We start from the raw sequence: 22,423 nt of genomic DNA on the forward strand, positions 1-22,423 counted from the left end.
ATGGTTGTCCTACCCGTCGGGCCTCGCTAACGCATCGAAAAGACGGCCTATCGCTTGTTGCGAATCGGCACGTTCATTTCTTCAGGCTTGATCTCGCGCACCAGTTCGGGCACGCCCCAGGCAAAGGCCGGGTCCACCTTGATCTTGAAGTGGTACATGCTCTGCATGGCCTGGTGGTCTTCCTTGCGGAAAGTCATCTTGCCCTTGGGGGTGTCAAAGCTCATGCCCTCCATGGTCTTGATGAGCTTGTTGGTGTTGGTGTCGCCACCCGTGGCCTTGAGCGCCGTGACGAGCGCCATGGCCGAGCTGAAACCACCGGCGGTGAAGAAGTCTGGCGGAGTCTTGAACTCCTTGTAGTGCGCAGCCACCAGGGCTTCGTTCACGGGGTTCTTGGGGATGCCGAAGTAGTAGTACGTGGCGCCTTCCATGCCGGGGAAGTTCTTGTATGCGGCCATGGCGGGCAGGATGTTGCCGCCCGTAGAGATCTCGATGCCATAGCGCTTCAAGTCCATGTCGGCGATCTTGAAGGGGTTGCCTGCACCGGCCCAGACCACCCAGATGATCTTGCGGCCGGGCTGGTCCTTGAGCTTGTCGATCAGGCGCTGGGCACCGGCGGTGAAGTCGGTGGTGGCAGCGGGCAGGTATTCCTCGTGGGCAAGCTTGGCCTTCTTGACCGAGTCCTTGAAGGCTTTCACGCCATCGCGGCCAAACGCGTTGTCTTGAGCGAGGGTGGCAATCGTCACGCCTTCCTTGTCCACCGCCACGGCGTTGGAGATGGCATCCTGGCTGCTGTTGCGGCCCGTGCGGAAGATGTACTTGTTCCACTTGTCGCCGGTGATCGAGTCGGCCACGGCGGGCTCGACCAGCAGGATCTTTTTGTATTCCTCGGCCACCGGCAGCATGGCCAGGGCCACGCCCGATGCGGTGGGGCCGACGGCGATGTCAGCCTTGTCGTCAGAGTACGCGGTGGCCAGCAGGCTCTTGCCCAGGTCGGGCTTGCCCTGGTCGTCTTTCTCGATCACGACCAGCTTCTTGCCATTGACCGTCATGCTGCCGCCGGTGGCGTAGTTCAGTCCCATCATCAGGCCGGTCTGGGTCTGCTTGCCATAGGCCTCCAGAGGGCCGGTCTTGCTGTACACGTGGGCAATGCGGATTTCGCCGGTCTGTGCGAATGCGGGGGCGGAAAGTGTGGCGGCGGTAACGGCTGCGGAAGCGAGGGCGACCAGAGTGCGACGGTGCATGGCGATGTCTCCTGTTGTGATGCTTCTTTATTGCACAGTCTGTGCCAGCAGCCAAGTGCTTGATTTCAAAGAAACTTTTCCTCACACACTGGAGACAATGCCTGAATTTAATACACAATAAATGTCTAACTTTCAGGCAATTGCCTGAAAGTTATTCAGGGTTTTCCAGACGTCCATAGAGCGTGGCGCGTGAGATACCGAGCTGCCGCGCCGTGGCCAGCTTGTTGCCGCCATGGGCCTTCATGGCGGCATGGATGGCCCGCTGCTCCAGTTCGGCCACCTGCTCGGCCAGGGGCCGCAGGTAGCGCGACTCGTCCTCGGCCTCGACCACCACGGCGGTGGTGTCCTGCACCGGCGCGGCGGGCTCCACGCCCGCTTCGCGCAGGATGCGTTCGAGCTGCGCCGCGTCGATGGACTGGCCCTCGCTGCGCATCACGGCCTGCTCCAGCACGTTGCGCAGCTCGCGGATGTTGCCGCGCCAGGGCTGGCCAGCGAGCAAGGCCATGGCCTCGGGCATCAGCTCAGGCGGTGGCGTGCCGTTGCGCAGCGCCAGGTCATCGCCCAGAGCCTCGACCAGTGCCGGAATGTCACTGCGCCGCGCACGCAGTGGTGGCACGCGCACCGGCAGCACGTGCAGGCGGTAAAACAGGTCTTCGCGGAACTTGCCTTCACGCACCAGGCCAGCCAGATCGCGCGAGGTGGCGGCCAGGATGCGTACGTTGAAGGGCACGAGCTTGTTGCTGCCCAGCGGCTCGATCTCCCCTTCCTGTAGCGCGCGCAGCAGCTTGGCCTGCAGGCTTTGGGGCATATCGCCGATTTCGTCGAGGAACAGCGTGCCGCCATCGGCCAGCTTGAACTTGCCATCGCGCCCCTTAGCCGACGCGCCGGTGTAGGCGCCGGGCGCCACGCCAAAGAACTCGGCCTCCAGCAGCGTGTCGGGCACGGCAGCGATGTTGACGCTGACAAACGGGCCGCTTGCACGGCTGGATGCAGCGTGGATGGCGTGGGCCAGCAGCTCTTTGCCGGTGCCTGTCTCGCCCAGCAGCAGCACCGGGCTGGTGGACTGCGCTGCACGGCGTGCCTGGCGCTTGACCTCAGCCGCTGCGGGACTCGACCCGATGAAGCTGGCAAAGGTGTATTTGGACCGCCGCTCGCCGTCACCCGCCACCGTCAGGCTGCGCCGCCGCTGGCTGGCCAGCTCGCGCCGTGCATCGTCCAGGTCGCGCTGCAGCAGGGCAAACTTGCTGATCAGCGGCTGCAGCGTGGTCTCGGGGTGGTCGAACAGCACGATGCCGATGGCGCCGATCACGCGGTCCGCATCGTCGCGCAGCGGGATGCGGCTGACCACGAAGGTGCCAGCCTTGTTGGTGAGCAGGTCGATCAGCACGGGCTGGCCGGTCTCCAGCACGCGGCGCATCTGGGTGTTGGGGATGACCTCCTCCACCGTGCGGCCGACAAACTGGTCCACCGAAGAGAACCCAAGGTCGGGCAGAAAACGCTGGTAGCCCTCGTTCACCCACACGATGCGCCCGCTGCGGTCCACCAGGAACATGCCCTGGCTGACGCTGGAGAACAGCTGAAACATGGAGCGTGCTGCCAGTTCCAGGATGCCCTGGGCATCCAGCGGCAGTGCGGGGGCGTCATCGGTGAGCAAAGGCATCTGCGGATGGTAGCGCGGCGGGGTGGGCCGAAGAACAGTCACGCCGCTGTCACCGCGCAGCTGCCGCGCATTTACCTGCAAATCCAGATGCTACTATTTTTATAGCTATGAGCACAATATCATCAAGCGCTAGAGGCTATTTTTATCCAGAACCACGTACCCGTCGGTCGCCTGTGCATTGCCCACCGGGCGCTGCGCGCGCGTCATGCGCAGTACCACCATGGGCTGAACGGCGGCCAGCGCCTCAGCCTCGCGCACTGCCAGGGGTTGGTCCACCAGGATGCAGGGCTTGCCCGTGCGGCGGCAGTGGTCCTGCACGCGCCAGTACTCGTCATGGCTGATGCAGCCCGTCTGGCAGATCACCAGGTCGGCAGCGGCCAGATTGGCGTCCAGGGTGCCGTCCGGCGCGGCATCGGGCTCGGCGCAGCCTTTGCCCTTGGCCGCAGAAGGATGGCCTGCCACGTCCAGACTACGTTCGGGCTGCACGGGCTGGGCGGGCGCCTCGGCCGCCAGCCGCCAGCGCAGGCATTCGCGCGACAGACTGGCAATGCGCTCGGCCAGCATGCTGATGTGGCGGGCCATCGCCTTGCGGCGCGGCAGGCTGGGGTGGGCCGCTTTCCACTGCGCCAGCGCATCCTGCGCCATAGCCAGGCGCGTGTCCCGCACGATCACCTCGGCACGCAGCCGCAGCACCTGGGCCTGGAGGGCCTCGATCTGCGCCGCCTGGGCTGCCACCGTGGCACTGCAGCGCTTTTGCACATCGCCCAAGTGGCGGCAAAGTGCCAGAAACTCCTGCGGAAGTGAATGCATGCGCCACCTTTGCAAATAAGAACTATTCGCATTTTATGGTACGATCCACGGCTTGTGAGCACGCAAGTCACCTTGGTGGGGAGGGCACCGGGGGCGTCCAGCCCCCGGTGTCTGACTTGCGCAGATGCTGAAAAAACATTCGTGCCAACGGGTGCCCCAAGAAACAAAAAACCGCGCCATTGCAGCGCGGTTTTTTTTGGGGTGAAGGGCGCGCGCTGCGCGCCGGTCAGGTCTGCACCAATGCCAGCTTGCGCGCCGCCCAGCGCCGCAGCAGGCGCGGCACGATCAGCACGGCCAGCACGATGACGATCAGGGTCAGCGAGCCTGGACGCTCCACGAAGATGCTCCACTTGCCTTCGCCAATGGCCACGGCATTGCGCATCTGGGCTTCCGCCAAGGGACCCAGGATCATGCCCACCACCACCGGCGCAGCCGGGAAGTCAAAGCGGCGCATCACCACGCCCAGCAGGCCAATCGCATACAGCAGCACCAGGTCGAACGCGCTTTGGCGCATGCCATACACACCGAGCGTGGAGAACACCAGAATGCCCGCGTACAGGTACGACTTGGGAATGTTCAGCAGCTTGACCCACAGGCCCACCAAAGGCAGGTTCAGGATGAGCAGCATCACGTTGCCGATATACATCGACGCGATCAGCGCCCACACCAGCGCACCGTTGGTGTCAAACAACTGGGGGCCGGGCTGGATGCCGTAGTTCTGGAACGCGCCAAGCAGGATGGCCGTGGTATTCGATGTGGGAATGCCCAGCGTGAGCAGCGGGATCAGCGTGGCTGTGATGGCCGCGTTGTTGGCGGCTTCGGGGCCGGCCACACCTTCGATGGCGCCGGTGGTGCCGAACTCTTCGGGGTTCTTGCTCAGCTTCTTTTCAGCGGCATAGCTCAGGAATGTCGGGATCTCGCTACCGCCAGCGGGCACGGTGCCAAACGGAAAACCGATGAACGTGGCGCGAATCCACGCAGGCCAGGAGCGCCTCCACTCCTCCTTGGTCATGTGCGTGCTGGTCAGGCGGTTCTGCGTTTCGTCGGTGCGGCCTTCGTACATCACGTTGTACAGGGCTTCGCCCACGGCAAACAGGCCCACGGCGATCAGCACGACCTCGATGCCGTCCATCAGCTCTGGCACACCGCCGGTGTAGCGGGCTTGCCCGGTGAGCTGGTCGATACCAATGAGGCCCATGGCCAGGCCAACGAACAGCGCGACCATGCCACGCAGCGTGCTCTTGCCCAGCACCGCGCTCACGGTGGTGAAGGCCAGCACCATCAGCATGAAGTATTCGGGCGGACCGAGGCGCACAGCGTATTCCGCGACCAGGGGCGCAAAGAACGTGACCAGGATGGTGGCAATGGTGCCCGCCACAAACGAGCCAATGGCAGCGGTCGCCAGCGCCGCACCAGCGCGGCCGCTTTTGGCCATCTTGTTGCCCTCCATGGCCGTGACCATGGACCCGGCCTCACCGGGCGTATTGAGCAAAATGGACGTGGTGGAGCCGCCGTACATGGCGCCGTAGTAGATGCCCGCAAAGAAGATCATGGAGGCTGTGGCCTCGACCTTGACGGTGATGGGCAGCAGCATGGCCACCGCCACGGCCGGGCCAATGCCAGGCAACACGCCCACGGCGGTGCCGATGATGCAGCCCACAAAGGCCCACATCAGGTTGATGGGTGTTGCAGCGGTCGCAAAACCCTGCATCAAAAGGTTTAAGGTATCCATAACATGCAGGCTTTACAGCCACCCCGTATTGGTCAGGCCGGGCAGGTTGATGGCCAGCAATTGCGTAAACATCCAGAACACAGGCGCAGACACGGCCACGCCGATGGCGGAGTCTTTGATCCAGGCCTGCAGGCGCAGGTCCAACTCGCCTTCCGAACTCCTGAAGCCCCGCACCGACAGCACAAAGCACAGTGCGCAACTCAGGATGAAGCCCAGCGTGGTGATGAGCAAGGCATTGAGCAACAGCCCGGCCGACACCCAGATGAAGCCCTTCCAGTGGGCGTGCGTGTCGCCGGAACCTTCTTCCAGGTCGCGAAACCCGCCCGTCAGCGCGTGCACCACGCAAAGCACACCACAAATCAGGATGGCAATGCTGACCACCCAGGGAAAGAAATTGGGGCCTACACCGCCATAGCCAGCCTCAGAGCTGACCGAACTGGCCCCCCAGGCCAGGCACAGCGCCAGCACCACCAGCCCCGCACCGATCAGGGTCTGCAAAGGCTTGGAGCGCGATGAATGTTGTTGTGTCATGTTTTTCTTTCGCACCGAGCGGCCGGCGGCATGGCCGCACACCCCTGTCAGGGGCGCGCAGCCAGCGCCTTGACCTGCTTGCTTGTCTCAGATCAGATCAGATCATTCCAGACTTGGCCATCGTGGCGCGCATGCTGGCGAACTCGGCGTCCACAAAGTTGGCAAACTCGTCACCGGCCATCCATGCAGGGGTCCAGCCGTTCTTCTCCATGGAATCCTGCCAGGCCTTGTGCTTGAAGGTCTTGGACAGGGCGTCGATCAGTGCCTTGCGCTGCTCGGCCGTGATGCCGGGCGCGCCATACACGCCGCGCCAGTTGCCGATTTCCACGTTGATGCCCTGCTCCTTGAGCGTGGCCACGTTCACGCCCTTCAGACGCGAGCCCGAGGTGACGCCCACGGCGCGCATCTTGCCCGCAGAGATGTACTCGGCAAACTCGCTGTAGCCGCTGCCGCCCACGGTGACGTTGCCGCCCAGGATGGCGGCGGTGGCCTCACCACCCCCACGGAACGCCACGTAGTTGATCTTGGCGGGGTCCACGCCCACTTCGCGCGCAATCATGGCTGCCGCAATGTGCTCGGTAGAGCCGCGCGAACCACCGCCCCACTTCACGCTGCCGGGGTCCTTCTTGAGTTGGTCCACCACATCCTTCATGGTCTTGAAAGGCGAGTTCGCGGGCAGCACGAACACGTTGTATTCGCTGGTCAGGCGCGCCAGGGGCGTGACCTTGTCCAGGCCGACCGGAGGCTTGCCGGTGATGATGCCGCCCAGCATCACGGCGCCCATCACCATCATCGCGTTGGGATCGCCCTTGCTGGCATTGACGAACTGGGCCAGACCGATCGCACCGGCGGCGCCACCCTTGTTGTCATAGGAGACCGACGCCGCTGCGCCCGCATCCTGCATGGCCTTGCCCAGGGCACGGCCGGTGGAATCCCAGCCACCGCCGGGGTTGGCGGGAATCATCATCTTGAGGGCCGGAGCGCTCTGGGCCGACACAGGCAACACGCCTGCGGCGGCCATGGCAGCCAGTGATTTGAGGAAGGTATCGCGACGCATGGTGTCTCCTTGTAAGGTTTGCGAACCGCTCGATGATGCGCGCCCTGCCTGTCAAACGGCTGTCCATGAACTCAGGGAAAACACTCATGCGACCGGCCCGATGAGACGGTGCTATGGTGCCGCGCATGCAATTGCTTCTTGTTGAAGACGACCCCACCATGCAAGCCACGCTGCACCGCGCCCTGACACGCCGTGGCATGGAAGTCACCGCCGTGGGCGACGGCCGCGCGGCGCTCAGCCAGTGGGCCGCACGGCAGCCCGACGCGGTGATCCTGGACCTGACCCTGCCCGGGCTCGACGGCCTGCAGGTGCTGCAGCAGGCGCGCTCGCGCGGGCTGCGCACCCCCGTGCTCATCCTCACTGCACGCGGCACTGTGGGCGACCGCGTGATGGGCCTGAACGCGGGTGCCGATGACTACCTGCCCAAACCCTTTGACCTGGACGAGCTGGAGGCGCGCCTGCGCGCCCTGGTGCGGCGCAGCGCAGATCCCACCGTGGCGCCGCTGGCGCCCAGCACCGTGCAGATCGGCGCCATTCGTTACGACAAGGACAGCGGCGCGCTCTACCTGAATGGCGAAGTGATGGAGCTGACACCGCGCGAACTGGCGCTGATGCACGCTCTGCTCGCCCAGCCCGGCCATGCTGTAACGAAGGAGCGGCTGTACGAACTGGTGTTCCCCGGCCAGCTGGATGTGCAGTACGAGGCCATTGAGGTCGTGGTGTACCGCCTGCGCAAGAAGCTGGCAGGCACAGGCCTCACGCTGATGACCCTGCGCGGGCTGGGCTACCTGCTGCGGGCCGACACATGAGCGCTGCAACGGACTCGGGCCGCCACCCTTCGTTGCGCAGGCGCCTGCTGCTGGGTATTCTGCTGCCAGTGGTACTGTTCATCGGGTTCAACACCTACAGCCTCTACCAGCAGACCCTGGCCTCGCTCAATACGGCCTATGACCGCACCCTGCTGGCATCGGCCAAAAGCATCAGCGAGCAACTCGATGTGCGGGGCTACGACGAAGCGGCAGAGTTGCGCGCCACGGTGCCCTACTCCGCGCTGGAAGCCTTTGAGGCGGACAACCAGAGCCAGATGTTCTACCGTGTGTCCACCCTGCAAGGCGACCTGGTTTCTGGATTTGCCGAACTGCCGGTATGGCGCGGCCAGATACCGGCCCGCCCGCCGTATGCGGCATTGGTGGATTTCTACGACGACCGCTTTCGGGAGCGCGATGTGCGCGTGGCCGTGCTGCTGCAGCCCGTGGCCAGCTCGGAAGGCCGCACCATGGCCGTGATCCAGGTGGCCGAAACCCTGGAGGTGCGCGAAACCCTGGCCTTGCAGATTCTGCGCAACACCCTGCTGCGCCAGGCCCTGCTCGTCGCCGTGATCGCGTTGACCGTGGTGCTGGTGGTGCAGCGGGCCATCCACCCTGTGCGGCAGCTGAGCCTGCAGCTACAAGGGCGCAGGGAGGGCGACCTGAGCCCCATCGCAGCCCCCTCCACCCCGCGCGAACTGCAGCCGCTGATCGATGCCACCAACGAGGTCATGCAGCGCCTGCGCCACCTGCTGCGGCACCAGAAGCGCTTTGTGCGCGATGCCTCGCACCAGTTGCGCACGCCCTTGGCGGTGCTCAAGACCCAGGTGCAGTCTGCACTGCGCGGCGATGTGGAGCCCCAGCAGGCCCTGCATGAAATCAGCGACACCGTGGACCGCGCGACCCAGCTGGCGAACCAGATGCTGGCTCTCGCCAAGGTGGAGCAACTGCGCCAGCAAAGCACCCCACCGACCACACGGCTGGACGAAATGCTGCGTACCGTGGCGCTAGAAATCTCGCCCCTGATCGCCCAGCGCGACCTGGATTTCGGCATACACACCGAGCCCGCACGGGTGCAGGCTCATGAGTGGATGCTGCGCGAGCTGAGCCGCAACCTGTTGCACAACGCCGTGCGCCACGCCCCACAGGGCAGTGAACTCACGGTGGATCTGCGCACCGACAGCCACCATGTGGCGCTGACCATCAGCGACCACGGCCCCGGCATCGACGACGAACTGGCGACACGCCTCTTTCAGCCCTTTTCGGCCGGCGACGTGCGCGCGGGCAGCGGCCTGGGCCTGGCGATCTGCCACGAGATCGTGCAAGCCCTCGGTGGCAGCATCGCCTTAACCAACCGCATGGTGGGCAGCAGACTGACAGGGCTGGACGCCGTGGTGCGCCTGCCACTGGCCGCGCCATCGGCTGACATGGGCAACCCCGTACACGCGGCACAATCCCCGGCATGAACACCCTGGAGACAATGCGGCTGGACAAGTGGCTCTGGTGCGCGCGCTTTTACAAAACCCGCAGCCTGGCCACCGAAGAAATCGGCAAAGGCCGCGTCACCGTCAATGGCCAACTGGCCAAACCCGCGCGGGACCTGCGCTGCGGCGATACCGTCGCGCTGCGCCAGGGGCCGGTTGCCCGTACGGTGCTGGTGATGGGCCTGAGCGGAGCGCGCGGCCCAGCACCTGTCGCCCAACAGCTGTACCAGGAAACGCCCGATAGCATCGCCACCCGCGAAAAGGCTGCGGAGTTGCGCCGCCTAGCACCAGAACCCGCCGCCACGTTGCACGAAGGCCGCCCTACCAAACGGGATCGGCGCGAGATCGACAAGGTGAGCAACAAGGGGGGCGATTGGGGCAGCCGCTGGAGCGCGTCCATCGACGAATGAGCGCAGCGTGAGTCAGGCGGATTCGCCAGGCGCGGCAGACAAGGCGCCAAGACGAATGCTTCACAAGAAAAAAGCCCAAGTGAATGAATCACTTGGGCTTTATCTTGGCGGAAACGGAGGGATTCGAACCCTCGATGAGGCTCTACACCCCATACTCCCTTAGCAGGGGAGCACCTTCGGCCACTCGGTCACGTTTCCAATCCCGCTATTATGCCCCATTTCTGAGCCGATTCAGGCAGTCTGGTACGGCTTGCTGGTCACACTCGAATGCTCTGCACAGGCTTTGCACGGCCAACTCGGCGTACCTTTCGTCGATCACCACCGAGGTCTTGATTGCGGACGTGGAGATCATCTGGATGTTGATGCCCTCTTCTCTCAGGGCACTAAACATCTTGCTGGCCATCCCCACAGGGCTGTGCATGCCGATACCGGCGATGCTCACCGCGCAGATGGTGGTGTCCCCCACCAGTTCCTGCACCCCCAGTGTGGGTACCACCTTCTCCTGGAGCAGGTCCATGGTGCGGGCATAGTCAGTGCAGTGCACGGTGAAGCTGAAGTCGGTTTTTCCGTCCTTGTTCACGTTCTGGATGATCACGCCGACTTCGATGTTGGCATCACCCACCGCGCCCAGGATCTCGCGGGCAAGGCCGCGCTGGCCAGGCACGCCCAGCACGGAGATCTTGGCCTCGTCGCGGTTGACCACGATGCCGGGTACGACGGCTTGTTCCATTTTTTTGCCTTCCTCGCAGGGTGCCTTGCGATGTTCGGGCAACTAGAGCTCCCCAACTTGGGGGTCGCACCAGTCAAGGGCGGGCCCGGTCCGCACCACAAAGCCACGCCCCACCTTGATGTGGATGCGGTGGCCGCGCGTGGTGCAGGCCGCAATCTGGTCCAACAGCTCGCCCAGTTGCGCCGCCGCGGGTGTGGTGTGGTGGAACTGGCGCAACCAGTGGCGCAGCACGTTGGCCTGGCGCGAGCGGCTCAAGCCCTGCAGTGCAGCGATCTGCGGCGGTGCACCGACGCGCGCCAGGTCCTGCTGCGCCAGTTCTTCGAGCAGCTCAGCGGCCTGCGCGGCGTTGGAGGCCGAGCGGGCGAACGTGTCGCGAAACGCCGGAAAGGCGGCCTCCAGCGCAGGCAGTAGCTGCGCGCGGATGCGGTTGCGGGTGTAGCGCTCGTCGGTGTTGGTGGGGTCTTCCACCCAGCCCTGTTCCTGCGCTCGCAGCCAGCTGCGAATGTCTCCGGCGGCCACCGGCAGCAACGGGCGGTGCCAGACCACGCCAGCGCGTTCCCACCGGGCAGGCATGGCGGCCAGCCCGGCAACGCCTGCGCCACGTGACAACGCCAGCAGCAGCGTCTCAACCTGGTCATCCGCATGTTGCGCAATTGCTATTGATTTGATAGCTATTTGCGATTGACTGGCAAGCGCTACAGCCTCAAAAGCCTTGTATCTTGCCTGTCGGGCGGCATCTTCGGGGCTCTGGCCCGGGGCATGGCGGGCATCCAACCGTTCCACCCACAGCGGCACGCCAAGGCCCTGGCACAAGGCGGTGCAATGCCGCTCAAACCCATCGGCCGCCTCCTGCAGGCCGTGGTGCACATGGATGGCCTGCACCTGCCCAGGCCACCGGCGCGCACAAGCCAGCAGCAGCGCCGTGGAATCAGCCCCGCCACTCAGACCCACAGCCAGTGGCAGTGTGGGGGCAAAGGCCTGCATGGCAGCGTCGAAAGACTGGGTCACTGCGGCACCCGGCCCGCGCCACGGAGCGGTGGTGGCGCATCAAGCACACAAAAGCGATGGACAGAGCGGGAATGCATGGGCGCCGATTATCGCGGGCACCTTTCCCTCGCCTGCCCCCTTCATCCCATCAACCGGCTGGCGCGGACAAACGCGGCCCGGCGCGTGAGGCATCGGCGGACAGGCGGAACGTGCCCACCACCTCCGACAGCCGCACTGACTGGTCCTTGAGGCTCTGGGCAGCGGCGGCGCTTTGCTCCACCAGCGCGGCGTTCTGCTGGGTCATCTGGTCCAAGTGCGATACCGCCTGCCCGACCTCGTTGATGCTGGTGCTTTGCTCGTTGGTCGAGGCCGTGATCTCGGCCATGATGTCCGTGACGCGCTGCACCGAGGTCACGATGTCTTTCATCGTGGTGCCCGCGTCATGCACCAGGCGCGAGCCGTTTTCCACCTGTTCCACCGACGCGCTGATGAGCTGCTTGATTTCCTTGGCCGCCTCCGCACTGCGCCCAGCCAGGCTGCGCACTTCGCTGGCCACCACCGCAAAGCCCCGGCCCTGCTCGCCAGCGCGCGCTGCCTCTACCGCCGCATTCAATGCGAGGATGTTGGTCTGGAAGGCGATGCCGTCAATGACTCCAATGATGTCGTTGATCTTGCGCGACGCGGCATTGATCTGCTCCATGGTGGTCACCACATTGCCCACCACCTGGCCACCGTGCTGCGCCACGCTGGATGCCTGGGCCACCAGCTGGTTGGCCTGCCGGGCAGAGTCTGCGTTATGGCGCACGGTTTCGGTCAGCTGCTGCATCGATGCGGAGGTTTCCTCCAGGCTGGAGGCCGTGAGTTCGGTGCGCCCGCTCAGGTCCTGGTTGCCCGTGGCGATCTCTTCGGCCGCCACGCGCACCGAGCTGCTGGCATCACGAATCTGCGCCAGCACACCCGAGAGCTTGCCCGCAAAGCTGTTGAAGCTGGCGGCAATTTGCGCCAGTTCGTCCTCGCCCTGCGCGTCGATGCGGCGCGACAGATCACCGTCGCCTGTGCCGATCTCGTGCATGGCGTCGCGCACCAGGGTCAACTGGCGCAGGCGCCGGGTCAGGATCACGCCCAGCAACCCGACGGCCACCAGCAACACCAACACGCTGGAGACCAGGGATGTGGCCAGCATGGCGCGGATGGGCGCCATCGCTTCGCTCTCATCCAGGGCCACCACCAGCATCCACGAGGTGCCAGCGATGGGAACCACACTCAGCAGGCGGTTGCGCCCTCCAATGTCGGCTTGCAACAGGCTGGTACTGTCCTTGGCGGCTGCGACCAATTTGTCCACCGCAAGGTCTTTGGACAGCTCCGCAATGGGCTTGAGGGTGAGCGCCTGATCGCGGTGGGCAATGATCTTGCCGTCGGCTGACACCAGGAACCCAAAGCTCTGGGGCGTGGGCCGGATGGAGGCCACATTTGCCACCACCGACTCCATATACACATCGCCCGCCGCCACCCCCTTGAGGGCTGCGCCTGCGCCCACCGGGGTGGCAAACGTCACCACGAGCTTCTGGTCCGACGCTGAAATGTAGGGCGGCGTGACGACCGACGTTCCCGCCTGCGCCGCCTGCTTGTACCAGGGCCGCGCAGTGGGGTCGTAATCTGCCGGCAAATTGCGTGTTTCAGAGAACACGTATTTTTTGTCGGCATAGCCAAAATAGGCGGTACTGAACTTGCCAGCGTCCCGCAGCATGGCCAGCGGCTTGGCGGGCTCGGGCTCTTCAAATGCGGTGACGGACGCCGCAATGATCGCCGACTTGCCCCGCGCCCATTCCTCAATGGTCTCGGCGTGGCTTTTGGCCGTGGCCAGCCCCTCTTCCGCCAGCGACACCTGCGCCTGCCCGCGTGCCGAGAAGTAGTTGACCAGGGTCAGTACCAGCAGGGCGGCCACCATACACAGGGCGGACAACACCAGAATCTGGCCTTTGAGCGTCTTCAGAAGCGACATGGGGCACCCCTTCTTGATCCACCCGCACGGACGGGAGGATTGAGCCATGTTACATCCGGTATCAGCCTGTGCGCCAGTGGTGGTTAGCGCGCAGAGCGCTAGGTTCTGACCACAAAAACAACAACGGCCCCGAAGGGCCGTGGGCGCAATGCGCGGTGGGCAGTCAACCGCTCAGCGGCTATCGGCCTTGGTGTCGCTGAAGCGGCCATAGCTCTGCAGACGCTCGTAGCGGCGGTCCAGCAGGTCTTTGGTCTTGAGGTCGGCCACCTGGCGGAAGGCATCGCCCAGGGCACGCTTCAAGAAGGCCGCCATCTGCTTGTGGTCGCGGTGGGCGCCGCCCACGGGCTCGCTCACGATCTTGTCCACCAGGCCCAGGGCCTTCAAGCGGTGGGCGGTGATGCCCAGGGCATCGGCAGCCTCCTGTGCCTTGTCGCTGGTCTTCCAGAGGATGGAAGCGCAGCCCTCAGGGCTGATCACGGAGTAGATGGCGTATTGCAGCATGACGACCTGGTCACCCACGCTGATGGCCAGTGCGCCGCCAGAGCCGCCTTCACCAATGATGGTGGTAATGATGGGCACTTCGAGCTGCGCCATCTCGAAAATGTTGCGGCCGATGGCTTCAGACTGGCCGCGTTCTTCGGCGTCGATGCCGGGGTAGGCGCCGGGCGTGTCCACAAAGGTGAACACGGGCAGCTTGAACTTCTCGGCCGTTTTCATGAGGCGCAGGGCCTTGCGATAGCCCTCGGGCTTGCTCATGCCAAAGTTGCGCATGGCGCGCTCCTTGGTGTCGCGCCCCTTCTGGTGGCCCAGCACCATGCAGGCATGGCCGTTGAAGCGCGCGAGGCCGCCCACGATGGACAGGTCGTCCGCGTAATGGCGATCGCCGTGCAGTTCCACGAAGTCGGTGAAGATGTCGCGCACGTAGTCGAGCGTGTAGGGGCGCTCGGGGTGCCGGGCAATCTTGGTGATCTGCCAGGGCGACAGTTCGCTGTAGATGTCTTTGGTGAGTTGCTGGCTCTTCTTGCTCAGCTGGTCGATTTCTTCCGAGATATCGACGGCACTCTCGGTCTGCACGTAGCGCAGTTCTTCAATTTTGGATTCGAGTTCGGCGATGGGCTGCTCGAAATCCAGAAAGGTCTTTTTCGCCAACGTTTTTCTCCTAGGGGATCGCGCCGGTTGCGGCTGCCACGAATACGAATGGCACGCACTGTAACCGACGGTTAACGAGTTTTGTAAAGCGCGTCAGGCTGGGTCAGCCGTTTTCAGTAAGCCACCGGCAGGGGGTCGAGCGATCGCCAAATATACCAAGTTGCCACGCTGCACCATGGCTTCCAGGCCTCGGCCACCTCGCGCGCATCGCTGCGGCTGACGGGATCGCCCGAGAAATAGTTGTGACTGATCCCTGCGATCAACCCTGGGTCATCCAAGGGCAATACGTTGGGGCGCATCAGGTAGAAGATCAGGAACATCTCGGCCGTCCAGCGACCAATGCCCCGGATGGCCACCAGCTCGGCAATGATGGCTTCGTCGTCCATCGCCGCCCAGTCCTTCACGTGCAGCTTGCCTTGTTCAAAGTGGATGGCCAGGTCCACCAGGTAATCCACCTTGCGCGCCGACAGGCCTGCGGCCCGCATATCGTCGATCTTGAGCTTGAGCACGCTGGCGGGCTTCATGCCGCGCGGCAGCAGCGCGACGAAGCGCTCCCACACGGCCTGCGCCGCCGCGACGGACACCTGCTGGCCCACGATGCTGCGCGCCAGCGTGACGAACGCATCACCCCGCGTACGCAGCGCGGCATCGCCCAACTGCGGGATCAGGCGCTTCATCACCCGGTCCTTCTTCACCAGGTGCTTGCAGGCCTCGGCCCAATAGTCGGGCGTGGCCAGCACCAGCGGCGGCGTTGCGGCATCGCTCGCTATCTTCTTAAGAGCTGCCACCGCTTACCTCACCTGCGCCAGAGGCATATTTGACATAAAAACCAGCTTCACTGCGCAGCTTCCCAGGTCGTGCCTGCGGCGGAATCCTTGAGCACGATGCCCTGGGCAAGCAGCGCCTGGCGGATGCGGTCGGCCTCAGCGAAGTTCTTGGCAGCCTTGGCGGCAGCGCGGGCGGCGATCTGCGCCTGGATGTCGGCCTCGTCCACGCCACTGGCACCCGCTTGCAGAAAGGCTTTGGGGTCACCTTGCAGAATGCCCAGGCATCCCCCCAGCGCCTTGAGCAGCCCCGCCAGCGCGGCCGATCGCGTCTTGTTGACTTCACCGGCCAGATCAAACAGCACGGCCACGGCCTCGGGCGTGCCAAAGTCCTCGTCCATGGCCGCCTTGAAACGCGCGGCGTAGGGATCGGCCCAGTTGATGGCTGCCACATCGGCGGGCGCCACCAGGCTTAGCGCCGTGTACAGGCGCTTGAGCGCTTGGCGCGCGTCGTCCAGATGGGCATCGCTGTAGTTCAGCGCGCTGCGGTAGTGAGCCCGCACGATGAAGAACCGCACCGTCTCGGCGTCGTACTGCTGGAGCACGTCGCGGATGGTGAAGAAGTTGCCCAGACTCTTGGACATCTTCTCGTTGTCCACGCGCACAAAACCGTTGTGCACCCAGAACTTCGCGAGCGGCTTGCCCGTGGCGCCTTCGCTCTGGGCGATTTCGTTTTCGTGGTGGGGGAATTGCAAATCGGCCCCGCCGCCATGGATGTCAAAGGTTTCGCCCAGCGTGGCGCAGCTCATGGCCGAGCATTCGATGTGCCAGCCGGGGCGGCCGGCGCCAAAAGCGCTTTCCCACTTGGCCTCGGGTGGTTCCTCGGCCTTGGCAGACTTCCACAGCACAAAGTCGAGCGGGTCTTCCTTGCCATCGAGCACGGCCACGCGTTCACCCGCACGCAGTTCATCGAGCGACTTGCCCGAGAGCTTGCCGTAGCCGTCGAACTTGCGCACCGAGTAGTTCACATCGCCGTTGCTCGCGCGGTAGGCCAAGCCTTTGCCTTCCAGCTGGCCGATCAGCGACAGCATCTGGGGCACATATTCGGTGGCGCGGGGCTCGGCCGAAGGCGGCTCGATGCCCAGCAGGCCGATGTCCTGGTGCATGGCGGCAATCATCTCGTCGGTGAGCTGACGGATGGTGATGCCGCGCTCCAGCGCGCGCTTGATGATCTTGTCGTCGATATCGGTGATGTTGCGCACGTAGGTAACGCGGTAGCCACTGCTTTTGAGCCAGCGCTGCACCACGTCAAAGGCCATCATCATGCGGGCGTGGCCGATGTGGCACAGGTCATAGATGGTCATGCCGCACACATACATGCGCACATGGCCAGGTTCGAGCGGGGAAAAGTCTTCCAATGCACGCGACAGCGTGTTGTAGATGCGCAAACTCATGGGATTTCAGTAACGGGGGATGGGGTGGTGGGTGAATGAAAATCCACCCGGCAGCTGGGGGCAAAGGCCCCTGGCGAAGGGTTGGCCCAGCGAGGGGCCTACAGCGAAATCACCCGCGGCAACAGCGTTCCGTCATGACAACCCCCTCAGCTACAATCCGCCGCAGTATAAGCCCCCGCCCGGGACAGACGCTGCCCCACACCTTTGAAGTCCCCATGAAGCAAGTCCGCCGCACACTTCCACGCCTCCTGCGCCTGCTGGCACTGACCGCGCTGCTGGGCACTGGCGCGGCCCAGGCCGACGACTACACAGAAATCACCCAGCTGATCAAAGCAGGCAAGTCGGCCGACGCGCTCGCCAAGGCCGATCAGCGCCTGGCCACCAACCCACGCGACCCGCAGCTGCGCTTCCTGCGTGGCGTGGCTCAGGCAGATTCGGGCAAGCCTGCCGACGCCATCACCACCTTCACCAAGCTGACCGAAGAATACCCAGAGCTGCCCGAGCCCTACAACAATCTGGCAGTGCTCTACGCCAACCAGAACCAGCTGGACAAGGCACGCACGGCGCTGGAGATGGCAATCCGCACCAACCCCAGCTACGCCACTGCCCACGAAAATCTGGGCGACATCTACGCCAAGCTGGCCAGCCAGGCCTATAACAAGGCGCTGCAGCTCGATGCCACCAACGCCAATTCCGTCAAGCCCAAGCTGGCACTGATCCGGGAGCTGTTCGCGCCAGAAGCCGTCGGCAAGCCGGGCCGCCCCGCCGCCGCAGCCCCGGCAACGGCCCCTGCCGTGGTGGCCACGCAGCGGCCAGCGCCACCCGCAGCAGTGGCACCCGCCCCTGCAACGACCCCGGCAACCACCCCAACACCCATCCCCGCATCTGCGCCCACTGCAGCTCCTGCTCCTGCTCCTGCTATAGCCCAAGCCCCAGCACCCGCAGCCGCCCCGGCAGCAGCAAGCGATGCCGCAGCCGTTCAGGCCGTGACCTCGGCCGTGCAGGCATGGGCGGCCGCCTGGTCGTCCAAAGACATGCAGGCCTATCTGGGCGCCTACGACAAATCGTTCGATCCACCCGGCCGCCAGACGCGCTCAGCGTGGGAAAAGGAGCGCGAGGCGCGCATCGTGGGCAAGTCCAAGATCAGCGTGCAGCTGTCCGACGTTACCGTTGCGGTCAATGGCGACAAGGCCACCGCCCGTTTTCGGCAGGCCTATACCGCTGATGCACTCAACGTCACGAGCCGCAAGACGCTGGACCTGGTGAACCACAACGGCCGCTGGACCATCGTCCGCGAATCCACAGGCGGTTGACTGTGAACCCCGACCCTGGGCCTGCGCAGCGTGCGCGGGCTGTGCCTGCTGCCGAGCCCCTGAAGGCCTGAACCTGAAACCGCGCATGTTTGTGGAGTTGTCCGCACCAAGCCGCCGGGCTGCGGCAGGCACCCTGTTCCTCGCCGCACTGCTGCAGGCAGCACCGGCGCACGCCCAGAGCGGAAAAGTACGCCGCGCCGCCACCCAGCCTTCGACAGAGCCAGCCGACACCAAGGCGCCCAACCTGCGCGACGGACAGGCAGAAACACGCCTGCTGGCCGTGTACAAGCTCATCGCAGAAGGCCGCAGCCGCGAGGCACTGGCCCAGGCCGAAACCCTGGCGCGTGACTATCCCAACTTCCAGCTGGCGCAACTGGCCGTGGGCGACCTGCTGATGTCGCGCACGCGGCCCATCCGCCGCATGGGCGATGTGCCAGAGCCCGACACAGCACGCAGCCTGCAGGTAGCCACCACCCTGGAAGAGCTGCGCAACGAATCGCGCCAGCGCGTGGACGCCCAGCGCAGCCGCCCACCCGCGCACAGCATTCCCGCCCAGTTCCTGGAACTCTCGCCCCGCTCGCGCCATGCCATTGCAGTGGACGCTTCGCGCTCGCGCCTGTACCTTTTCGAGAACACGCCCAAGGGCCTGCAGTTGGTGGCCGACTACTACGCCTCGGTCGGCAAGCTGGGTATCGAGAAAAGCCTGGAGGGCGACCAGCGCACACCGCTTGGTGTGTACTTCATCACCAGCCGCCTGGACCCCGCCACGCTCAAGGACTTCTACGGCGCAGGCGCGCTGCCCATCAACTACCCGAACCCCCTGGACCAGAGCCGGGGCAAGACCGGAAGCGGCATCTGGCTGCATGGCACGCCACCCGACCAGTTTGCCCGCGCGCCCCTGGCCACCGATGGCTGCCTGGTGCTGGCCAATCCCGACCTGGAACGCATTCTGCGCACGGTGGAGCCCCGTTCCACCCCCGTGGTCATTGCGCGCCAGCTGCAGTGGGTAGCGCCCCACGCCGTGCAGGCGGACCGCAAGTCTTTCGACGCGGTGCTCAATGCCTGGCGCAACGCCAAGACCCAGGGCGACATGAACCGGTTGCTGGGCTTTTACGCGCCAGACTTCCAGAGTTACCGCAAAAAACCGCTCAACGAATGGACCCAGGTGCTCCAGGCGGAGACCCGCGCCCTGAAAGGCCGGGAACTCCATCTCAAGGACAAGTCTTACCTGCGCTGGACAGACTCCGCCGACACCATGGTGGTAACGTTCGGCGAAGTCGCCGAAGGCGCCCGCACGGGTCCCGTCAAACGCCAGTACTGGGCGCGGCGGGGCCAACAATGGCAGATATTTTTCGAAGGAGTGATTGGATGATTTCCAGAAGAAATTCGACCCTGGCGCTTGCAGGTATTGCGCTGACAGCTATTTTTTCAGTAGCATCCGTACAGGCGCAAGACGCCCCCAAGGTCAAGCTGTCTACCTCGATGGGCGACATCGTGGTGCAACTCGACCCGGCCAAGGCGCCCAAGACGGTGGAAAACTTCCTGGGCTACGTCAAGGACAAGACCTATGACGGCACCGTGTTCCACCGCGTGATCGATGGTTTCATGATCCAGGGCGGTGGCTACACCGCCGACCTGATTCCCAAGCCCACCAAGGCCCCTATTCCCCTTGAAGCCAACAACGGCCTCAAGAACGACACCTACACCATCGCAATGGCGCGCACGGGCAACCCCAACTCGGCCACATCGCAGTTCTTCATCAACGTGAAGGACAACGCCATGCTCAACGCCCCGAGCCCCGACGGCCATGGCTATGCCGTGTTCGGCAAGGTGATCGAAGGCACGGCCGTGGTGGACAAGATCAAGGCCGTGGCCACCGGCAACAAGGGCCCGCACCAGAACGTGCCCACCACTCCCGTCACCATCAACTCCGCCACCCTGGTGAAGTGACCCCGCCATTTTTTTGAAGGAAGCATTGCCATGAGCAACCCCCAGGTCGAACTGCACATCACCGGCTACGGTGTCATCACCCTCGAACTCGATGCCGCCAAGGCCCCCAAGTCGGTCGAGAACTTTCTGGCCTATGTGAACAAGGGCCATTACAACAACACCATCTTCCACCGCGTGATCCCTGGCTTCATGGTGCAAGGCGGCGGCTTTGAGCCCGGCATGACCCAGAAGGGCACTGACGCGCCCATCGAAAACGAAGCCAACAACGGCCTCAAGAACGCCAACTACACCGTGGCCATGGCCCGCACCAGCGACCCGCACTCGGCCACCGCCCAGTTCTTCATCAACGTGGCCGACAACGGCTTCCTGAACCACACCGCACCTTCGGCCCAGGGCTGGGGCTATGCCGTGTTCGGCAAGGTCGTGTCGGGCACCGACGTGGTGGACAAGATCAAGGCCGTGAAGACGGGCCGCAAGGGTTTTCATGACGACGTGCCGAAGGAAGACGTGATCATCGAGAAGGCAGTCGCTCTCTGATCTGACTTCCAAGTCCGTGACCACGACCGTGCCCCGGTTCGAGGAGCTTGTCGCTCCATCGCACTGGCGCACGGTCGATTTCATTTCGGACCTGCACCTGCAGGCCAGCGAGCCCGCCACAGTGGCCGCTTTCGAGCACTACCTGGCCACCACCACGGCCGATGCCCTCTTCATCCTGGGCGACCTGTTCGAGGTGTGGGTGGGCGATGACGCCATGGGCGAACCTGGTAGTTTCGAGGCCGAAGGCTGCGCCGCCCTGCGGGCCGCCGCGCAGCGCCTGCCCGTCTACTTCATGCACGGCAACCGCGACTTTCTGGCGGGCCCGGGGTTCCTGGCGCAGTGTGGCATCACTGGCCTGGCAGACCCCACGGTGCTGGTGTTTGGCGGCCAGCGCTTCGTGCTCAGCCACGGCGACCTGCTGTGCCTGGACGATGTCGAGTACCAGCGCTTTCGCGTGCAGGCGCGTAGCGCCGAGTGGCAGCGGCAGTTTCTGGCGCAGCCCCTGGCCACACGTCGCGCGCAGGCGCGTGGCATCCGCCAGGAGAGTGAGGCGCGCAAACAGTCGGGCGCGATCTATGCCGATGTAGACGGCCCGGCCGCCATCACCTGGCTCCAGGCGGCCCAGGCGCACACACTCATTCACGGCCACACCCACCGCCCCGCCGACCATGTGCTGGAGCCCGGCCTGCAGCGGGTGGTGCTCAGCGACTGGGATGCCGCTGCACGACCGCCCCGCGCGGAAACACTGCGTTTGTCGCAAACGGGCTTGGAACGGCGGTCCCTGACCCCCAAGTACTCGCGATCCTGAACTGCGCGGGGTTTCACCACCCGCTGCCTGATCGCCATGCCCCCTCTTTTCCATCGGCTCTGGAGCCGCGTCCGCGCCACGGTGGCCCCCGTGCCCGACATCTCGGCCACGCTGTGGCTCCAGACCCTGCAGCGTTACCCGTTTCTGGCGGCGCTCTCGCTGCACGACCAGTCCAAGCTGCGCGCCTTGAGCGCCCTCTTTCTGCACCACAAGGAGTTCCACGGCGCCCACGGCCTGGTGGTGACCGACGCCATGGCCATCGACATTGCAGCGCAGGCCTGCCTGCCCCTGCTGCATTGGGGCGACCCGGCAAAGGCGCTCGACTGGTACGACGATTTTGTGGGCATCGTGCTGCACCCTGGCGAAGCCGTGGCACGCCGCCAGACGGTGGACGAGGCCGGCGTGGTGCATGAACACACCCAGGTGCTGCTGGGCGAGGCCATGGAGCGCGGCCCCATCATGCTCAGCTGGGAGCACGTGGCCAATGCCACCGAGAACACGGCACGCGGCCACAACGTGGTGGTGCACGAGTTCGTGCACAAGCTCGACATGAAGAGCGGCGAACCCAACGGCTGCCCGCCCTTGCCCGCAGGCTTCATGGGGACACGCGCCGGACGCGCCGCCTACGAGGCCTGGTGGGCCGCCTGGGAGCCAGCGTACGAGCAGTTCCGCGAGCGTGTGATCCTGGCCGAGCGCTTTGGAGCAGAACGCCCCTGGCTGGACGCCTACGGGGCCACATCACAGTCCGAGTTTTTTGCGGTGGCCTGCGAGGCGTACTTTGTCAACCGCGAGCGTTTTGCACAGGAGTTTCCGGCGCTGATGCCGGTGCTGGATGCATTCTTCGTTGCCGAGGGGCCCAGCTCGTCCTGAAAAATATTGAAGCCACCAAGGCGAGGCGGCCTCAACGCCAAGCGTTTGCAATGCAGATCAGGGCAACCGTCGCCGTGACTCTGGCATGCCCATCGTCTGCATCTGTTGCGAATCGAAACAATATGCAT

20 protein-coding genes, 1 tRNA gene and 1 pseudogene are annotated in these 22,423 nt (G+C 64.5%); 9 read left to right on the forward strand and 13 right to left on the reverse strand.

Features of this window, described 5'->3' with window-relative positions:
* Window positions 1–47 precede the first annotated feature (47 nt).
* The 6 genes from ACQ4MJ_RS12570 to ACQ4MJ_RS12595 form a co-directional block, all read right to left on the reverse strand.
* A complete protein-coding gene (locus tag ACQ4MJ_RS12570) occupies window positions 48–1,241 on the reverse strand; it encodes a substrate-binding domain-containing protein (protein ID WP_121419552.1) in 1,194 nt (397 codons plus the stop codon).
* A gap of 151 nt (window positions 1,242–1,392) precedes the next feature.
* Window positions 1,393–2,901, reverse strand: coding sequence for a sigma-54 interaction domain-containing protein (locus ACQ4MJ_RS12575; protein WP_055400429.1), 1,509 nt, complete (start codon window positions 2,899–2,901; stop codon window positions 1,393–1,395).
* Between the two features lie 129 nt (window positions 2,902–3,030).
* Window positions 3,031–3,711, reverse strand: a complete 681-nt coding sequence (locus tag ACQ4MJ_RS12580; RefSeq protein ID WP_218299293.1) for a DUF2325 domain-containing protein — start codon at window positions 3,709–3,711, stop codon at window positions 3,031–3,033.
* 226 nt (window positions 3,712–3,937) lie between these two features.
* Window positions 3,938–5,443, reverse strand: a complete 1,506-nt coding sequence (locus tag ACQ4MJ_RS12585; protein ID WP_431152456.1) for a tripartite tricarboxylate transporter permease — start codon at window positions 5,441–5,443, stop codon at window positions 3,938–3,940.
* Window positions 5,444–5,455: 12 nt separating this feature from the next.
* Window positions 5,456–5,974, reverse strand: coding sequence for a tripartite tricarboxylate transporter TctB family protein (locus tag ACQ4MJ_RS12590; RefSeq protein WP_055400468.1), 519 nt, complete (start codon window positions 5,972–5,974; stop codon window positions 5,456–5,458).
* 97 nt (window positions 5,975–6,071) lie between these two features.
* Window positions 6,072–7,031, reverse strand: a complete 960-nt coding sequence (locus ACQ4MJ_RS12595; RefSeq protein WP_431152455.1) for a Bug family tripartite tricarboxylate transporter substrate binding protein — start codon at window positions 7,029–7,031, stop codon at window positions 6,072–6,074.
* A 125-nt stretch (window positions 7,032–7,156) separates the two neighbouring features.
* On the opposite strand from ACQ4MJ_RS12595, the gene ACQ4MJ_RS12600 reads away from it, so the two are divergent.
* Genes ACQ4MJ_RS12600 through ACQ4MJ_RS12610 form a run of 3 tightly spaced genes read left to right on the forward strand, consistent with a single transcriptional unit; the run spans window position 7,157 to window position 9,731 of the window.
* Window positions 7,157–7,840, forward strand: a complete 684-nt coding sequence (locus ACQ4MJ_RS12600; RefSeq protein ID WP_055400466.1) for a response regulator transcription factor — start codon at window positions 7,157–7,159, stop codon at window positions 7,838–7,840.
* Window positions 7,837–9,303 carry a sensor histidine kinase gene (locus tag ACQ4MJ_RS12605; RefSeq protein ID WP_431152454.1) on the forward strand — a complete coding sequence of 489 codons (1,467 nt, stop codon included), beginning with the start codon at window positions 7,837–7,839 and terminating at the stop codon, window positions 9,301–9,303. Before ACQ4MJ_RS12600 ends, ACQ4MJ_RS12605 begins: the two co-directional genes overlap by 4 nt.
* Window positions 9,300–9,731, forward strand: a complete 432-nt coding sequence (locus ACQ4MJ_RS12610; protein ID WP_055400419.1) for an RNA-binding S4 domain-containing protein — start codon at window positions 9,300–9,302, stop codon at window positions 9,729–9,731. Before ACQ4MJ_RS12605 ends, ACQ4MJ_RS12610 begins: the two co-directional genes overlap by 4 nt.
* 105 nt (window positions 9,732–9,836) lie before the next feature.
* On the opposite strand, the gene ACQ4MJ_RS12615 is transcribed toward ACQ4MJ_RS12610, so the two are convergent.
* From ACQ4MJ_RS12615 to cysS, 7 genes and pseudogenes are all read right to left on the reverse strand, one after another.
* Window positions 9,837–9,929, reverse strand: a tRNA-Ser gene (locus ACQ4MJ_RS12615).
* Window positions 9,930–9,939: 10 nt separating this feature from the next.
* Window positions 9,940–10,476, reverse strand: a pseudogene (locus ACQ4MJ_RS12620) (ACT domain-containing protein); the annotation flags it as partial.
* A 27-nt stretch (window positions 10,477–10,503) separates the two neighbouring features.
* Window positions 10,504–11,469, reverse strand: a complete 966-nt coding sequence (tilS, locus tag ACQ4MJ_RS12625) for a tRNA lysidine(34) synthetase TilS (protein ID WP_431152453.1) — start codon at window positions 11,467–11,469, stop codon at window positions 10,504–10,506.
* A 127-nt stretch (window positions 11,470–11,596) separates the two neighbouring features.
* Window positions 11,597–13,450, reverse strand: a complete 1,854-nt coding sequence (locus ACQ4MJ_RS12630; RefSeq protein WP_431152452.1) for a methyl-accepting chemotaxis protein — start codon at window positions 13,448–13,450, stop codon at window positions 11,597–11,599.
* Window positions 13,451–13,621: 171 nt separating this feature from the next.
* Entirely contained in the window at window positions 13,622–14,599 is a 978-nt protein-coding gene (locus ACQ4MJ_RS12635; RefSeq protein ID WP_055400675.1) for an acetyl-CoA carboxylase carboxyltransferase subunit alpha, read from the reverse strand.
* Window positions 14,600–14,712: 113 nt separating this feature from the next.
* On the reverse strand, window positions 14,713–15,387 hold the full coding sequence (locus ACQ4MJ_RS12640) for a DNA-3-methyladenine glycosylase family protein (RefSeq protein ID WP_199727020.1): 675 nt from the start codon (window positions 15,385–15,387) through the stop codon (window positions 14,713–14,715).
* Between the two features lie 47 nt (window positions 15,388–15,434).
* Window positions 15,435–16,817: a cysteine--tRNA ligase gene (gene cysS, locus ACQ4MJ_RS12645; RefSeq protein ID WP_431152451.1), complete on the reverse strand. Its 1,383-nt coding sequence runs from the start codon at window positions 16,815–16,817 to the stop codon at window positions 15,435–15,437.
* 215 nt (window positions 16,818–17,032) lie between these two features.
* Between cysS and ACQ4MJ_RS12650 the strand changes: the two genes are divergently transcribed.
* The 6 genes from ACQ4MJ_RS12650 (at window position 17,033) to ACQ4MJ_RS12675 (ending at window position 22,295) form a co-directional block, all read left to right on the forward strand.
* The gene (locus ACQ4MJ_RS12650) at window positions 17,033–18,130 is read left to right on the forward strand and encodes a L,D-transpeptidase Cds6 family protein (RefSeq protein ID WP_431152450.1); all 1,098 of its coding nucleotides are present in this window, start codon (window positions 17,033–17,035) and stop codon (window positions 18,128–18,130) included.
* Between the two features lie 85 nt (window positions 18,131–18,215).
* Window positions 18,216–19,502: a L,D-transpeptidase family protein gene (locus ACQ4MJ_RS12655; RefSeq protein WP_055393541.1), complete on the forward strand. Its 1,287-nt coding sequence runs from the start codon at window positions 18,216–18,218 to the stop codon at window positions 19,500–19,502.
* Window positions 19,499–20,080, forward strand: a complete 582-nt coding sequence (locus ACQ4MJ_RS12660) for a peptidylprolyl isomerase (RefSeq protein WP_431152449.1) — start codon at window positions 19,499–19,501, stop codon at window positions 20,078–20,080. Before ACQ4MJ_RS12655 ends, ACQ4MJ_RS12660 begins: the two co-directional genes overlap by 4 nt.
* Window positions 20,081–20,110: 30 nt before the next feature.
* On the forward strand, window positions 20,111–20,617 hold the full coding sequence (locus ACQ4MJ_RS12665; protein WP_121419538.1) for a peptidylprolyl isomerase: 507 nt from the start codon (window positions 20,111–20,113) through the stop codon (window positions 20,615–20,617).
* A gap of 16 nt (window positions 20,618–20,633) precedes the next feature.
* Window positions 20,634–21,425, forward strand: coding sequence for a UDP-2,3-diacylglucosamine diphosphatase (locus ACQ4MJ_RS12670; protein ID WP_431152448.1), 792 nt, complete (start codon window positions 20,634–20,636; stop codon window positions 21,423–21,425).
* A 36-nt stretch (window positions 21,426–21,461) separates the two neighbouring features.
* On the forward strand, window positions 21,462–22,295 hold the full coding sequence (locus tag ACQ4MJ_RS12675) for a zinc-dependent peptidase (RefSeq protein WP_431152447.1): 834 nt from the start codon (window positions 21,462–21,464) through the stop codon (window positions 22,293–22,295).
* Window positions 22,296–22,423: the final 128 nt, after the last annotated feature.

It is taken from the genome of Acidovorax facilis, from assembly GCF_050626955.1.
Classification (GTDB): domain Bacteria; phylum Pseudomonadota; class Gammaproteobacteria; order Burkholderiales; family Burkholderiaceae_C; genus Acidovorax; species Acidovorax facilis.

What these genes read in the sequence shown, in the direction of transcription:
- ACQ4MJ_RS12570 (WP_121419552.1), bottom strand. Translation starts at nt 1,241, where the DNA reads ATGCACCGTCGCACTCTGGTCGCCCTCGCTTCCGCAGCCGTTACCGCC.
- ACQ4MJ_RS12575 (WP_055400429.1), bottom strand. Translation starts at nt 2,901, where the DNA reads ATGCCTTTGCTCACCGATGACGCCCCCGCACTGCCGCTGGATGCCCAG.
- ACQ4MJ_RS12580 (WP_218299293.1), bottom strand. Translation starts at nt 3,711, where the DNA reads ATGCATTCACTTCCGCAGGAGTTTCTGGCACTTTGCCGCCACTTGGGC.
- ACQ4MJ_RS12585 (WP_431152456.1), bottom strand. Translation starts at nt 5,443, where the DNA reads ATGGATACCTTAAACCTTTTGATGCAGGGTTTTGCGACCGCTGCAACA.
- ACQ4MJ_RS12590 (WP_055400468.1), bottom strand. Translation starts at nt 5,974, where the DNA reads ATGACACAACAACATTCATCGCGCTCCAAGCCTTTGCAGACCCTGATC.
- ACQ4MJ_RS12595 (WP_431152455.1), bottom strand. Translation starts at nt 7,031, where the DNA reads ATGCGTCGCGATACCTTCCTCAAATCACTGGCTGCCATGGCCGCCGCA.
- ACQ4MJ_RS12600 (WP_055400466.1), top strand. Translation starts at nt 7,157, where the DNA reads ATGCAATTGCTTCTTGTTGAAGACGACCCCACCATGCAAGCCACGCTG.
- ACQ4MJ_RS12605 (WP_431152454.1), top strand. Translation starts at nt 7,837, where the DNA reads ATGAGCGCTGCAACGGACTCGGGCCGCCACCCTTCGTTGCGCAGGCGC.
- ACQ4MJ_RS12610 (WP_055400419.1), top strand. Translation starts at nt 9,300, where the DNA reads ATGAACACCCTGGAGACAATGCGGCTGGACAAGTGGCTCTGGTGCGCG.
- ACQ4MJ_RS12630 (WP_431152452.1), bottom strand. Translation starts at nt 13,450, where the DNA reads ATGTCGCTTCTGAAGACGCTCAAAGGCCAGATTCTGGTGTTGTCCGCC.
- cysS (WP_431152451.1), bottom strand. Translation starts at nt 16,817, where the DNA reads ATGAGTTTGCGCATCTACAACACGCTGTCGCGTGCATTGGAAGACTTT.
- ACQ4MJ_RS12650 (WP_431152450.1), top strand. Translation starts at nt 17,033, where the DNA reads ATGAAGCAAGTCCGCCGCACACTTCCACGCCTCCTGCGCCTGCTGGCA.
- ACQ4MJ_RS12655 (WP_055393541.1), top strand. Translation starts at nt 18,216, where the DNA reads ATGTTTGTGGAGTTGTCCGCACCAAGCCGCCGGGCTGCGGCAGGCACC.
- ACQ4MJ_RS12660 (WP_431152449.1), top strand. Translation starts at nt 19,499, where the DNA reads ATGATTTCCAGAAGAAATTCGACCCTGGCGCTTGCAGGTATTGCGCTG.
- ACQ4MJ_RS12665 (WP_121419538.1), top strand. Translation starts at nt 20,111, where the DNA reads ATGAGCAACCCCCAGGTCGAACTGCACATCACCGGCTACGGTGTCATC.
- ACQ4MJ_RS12675 (WP_431152447.1), top strand. Translation starts at nt 21,462, where the DNA reads ATGCCCCCTCTTTTCCATCGGCTCTGGAGCCGCGTCCGCGCCACGGTG.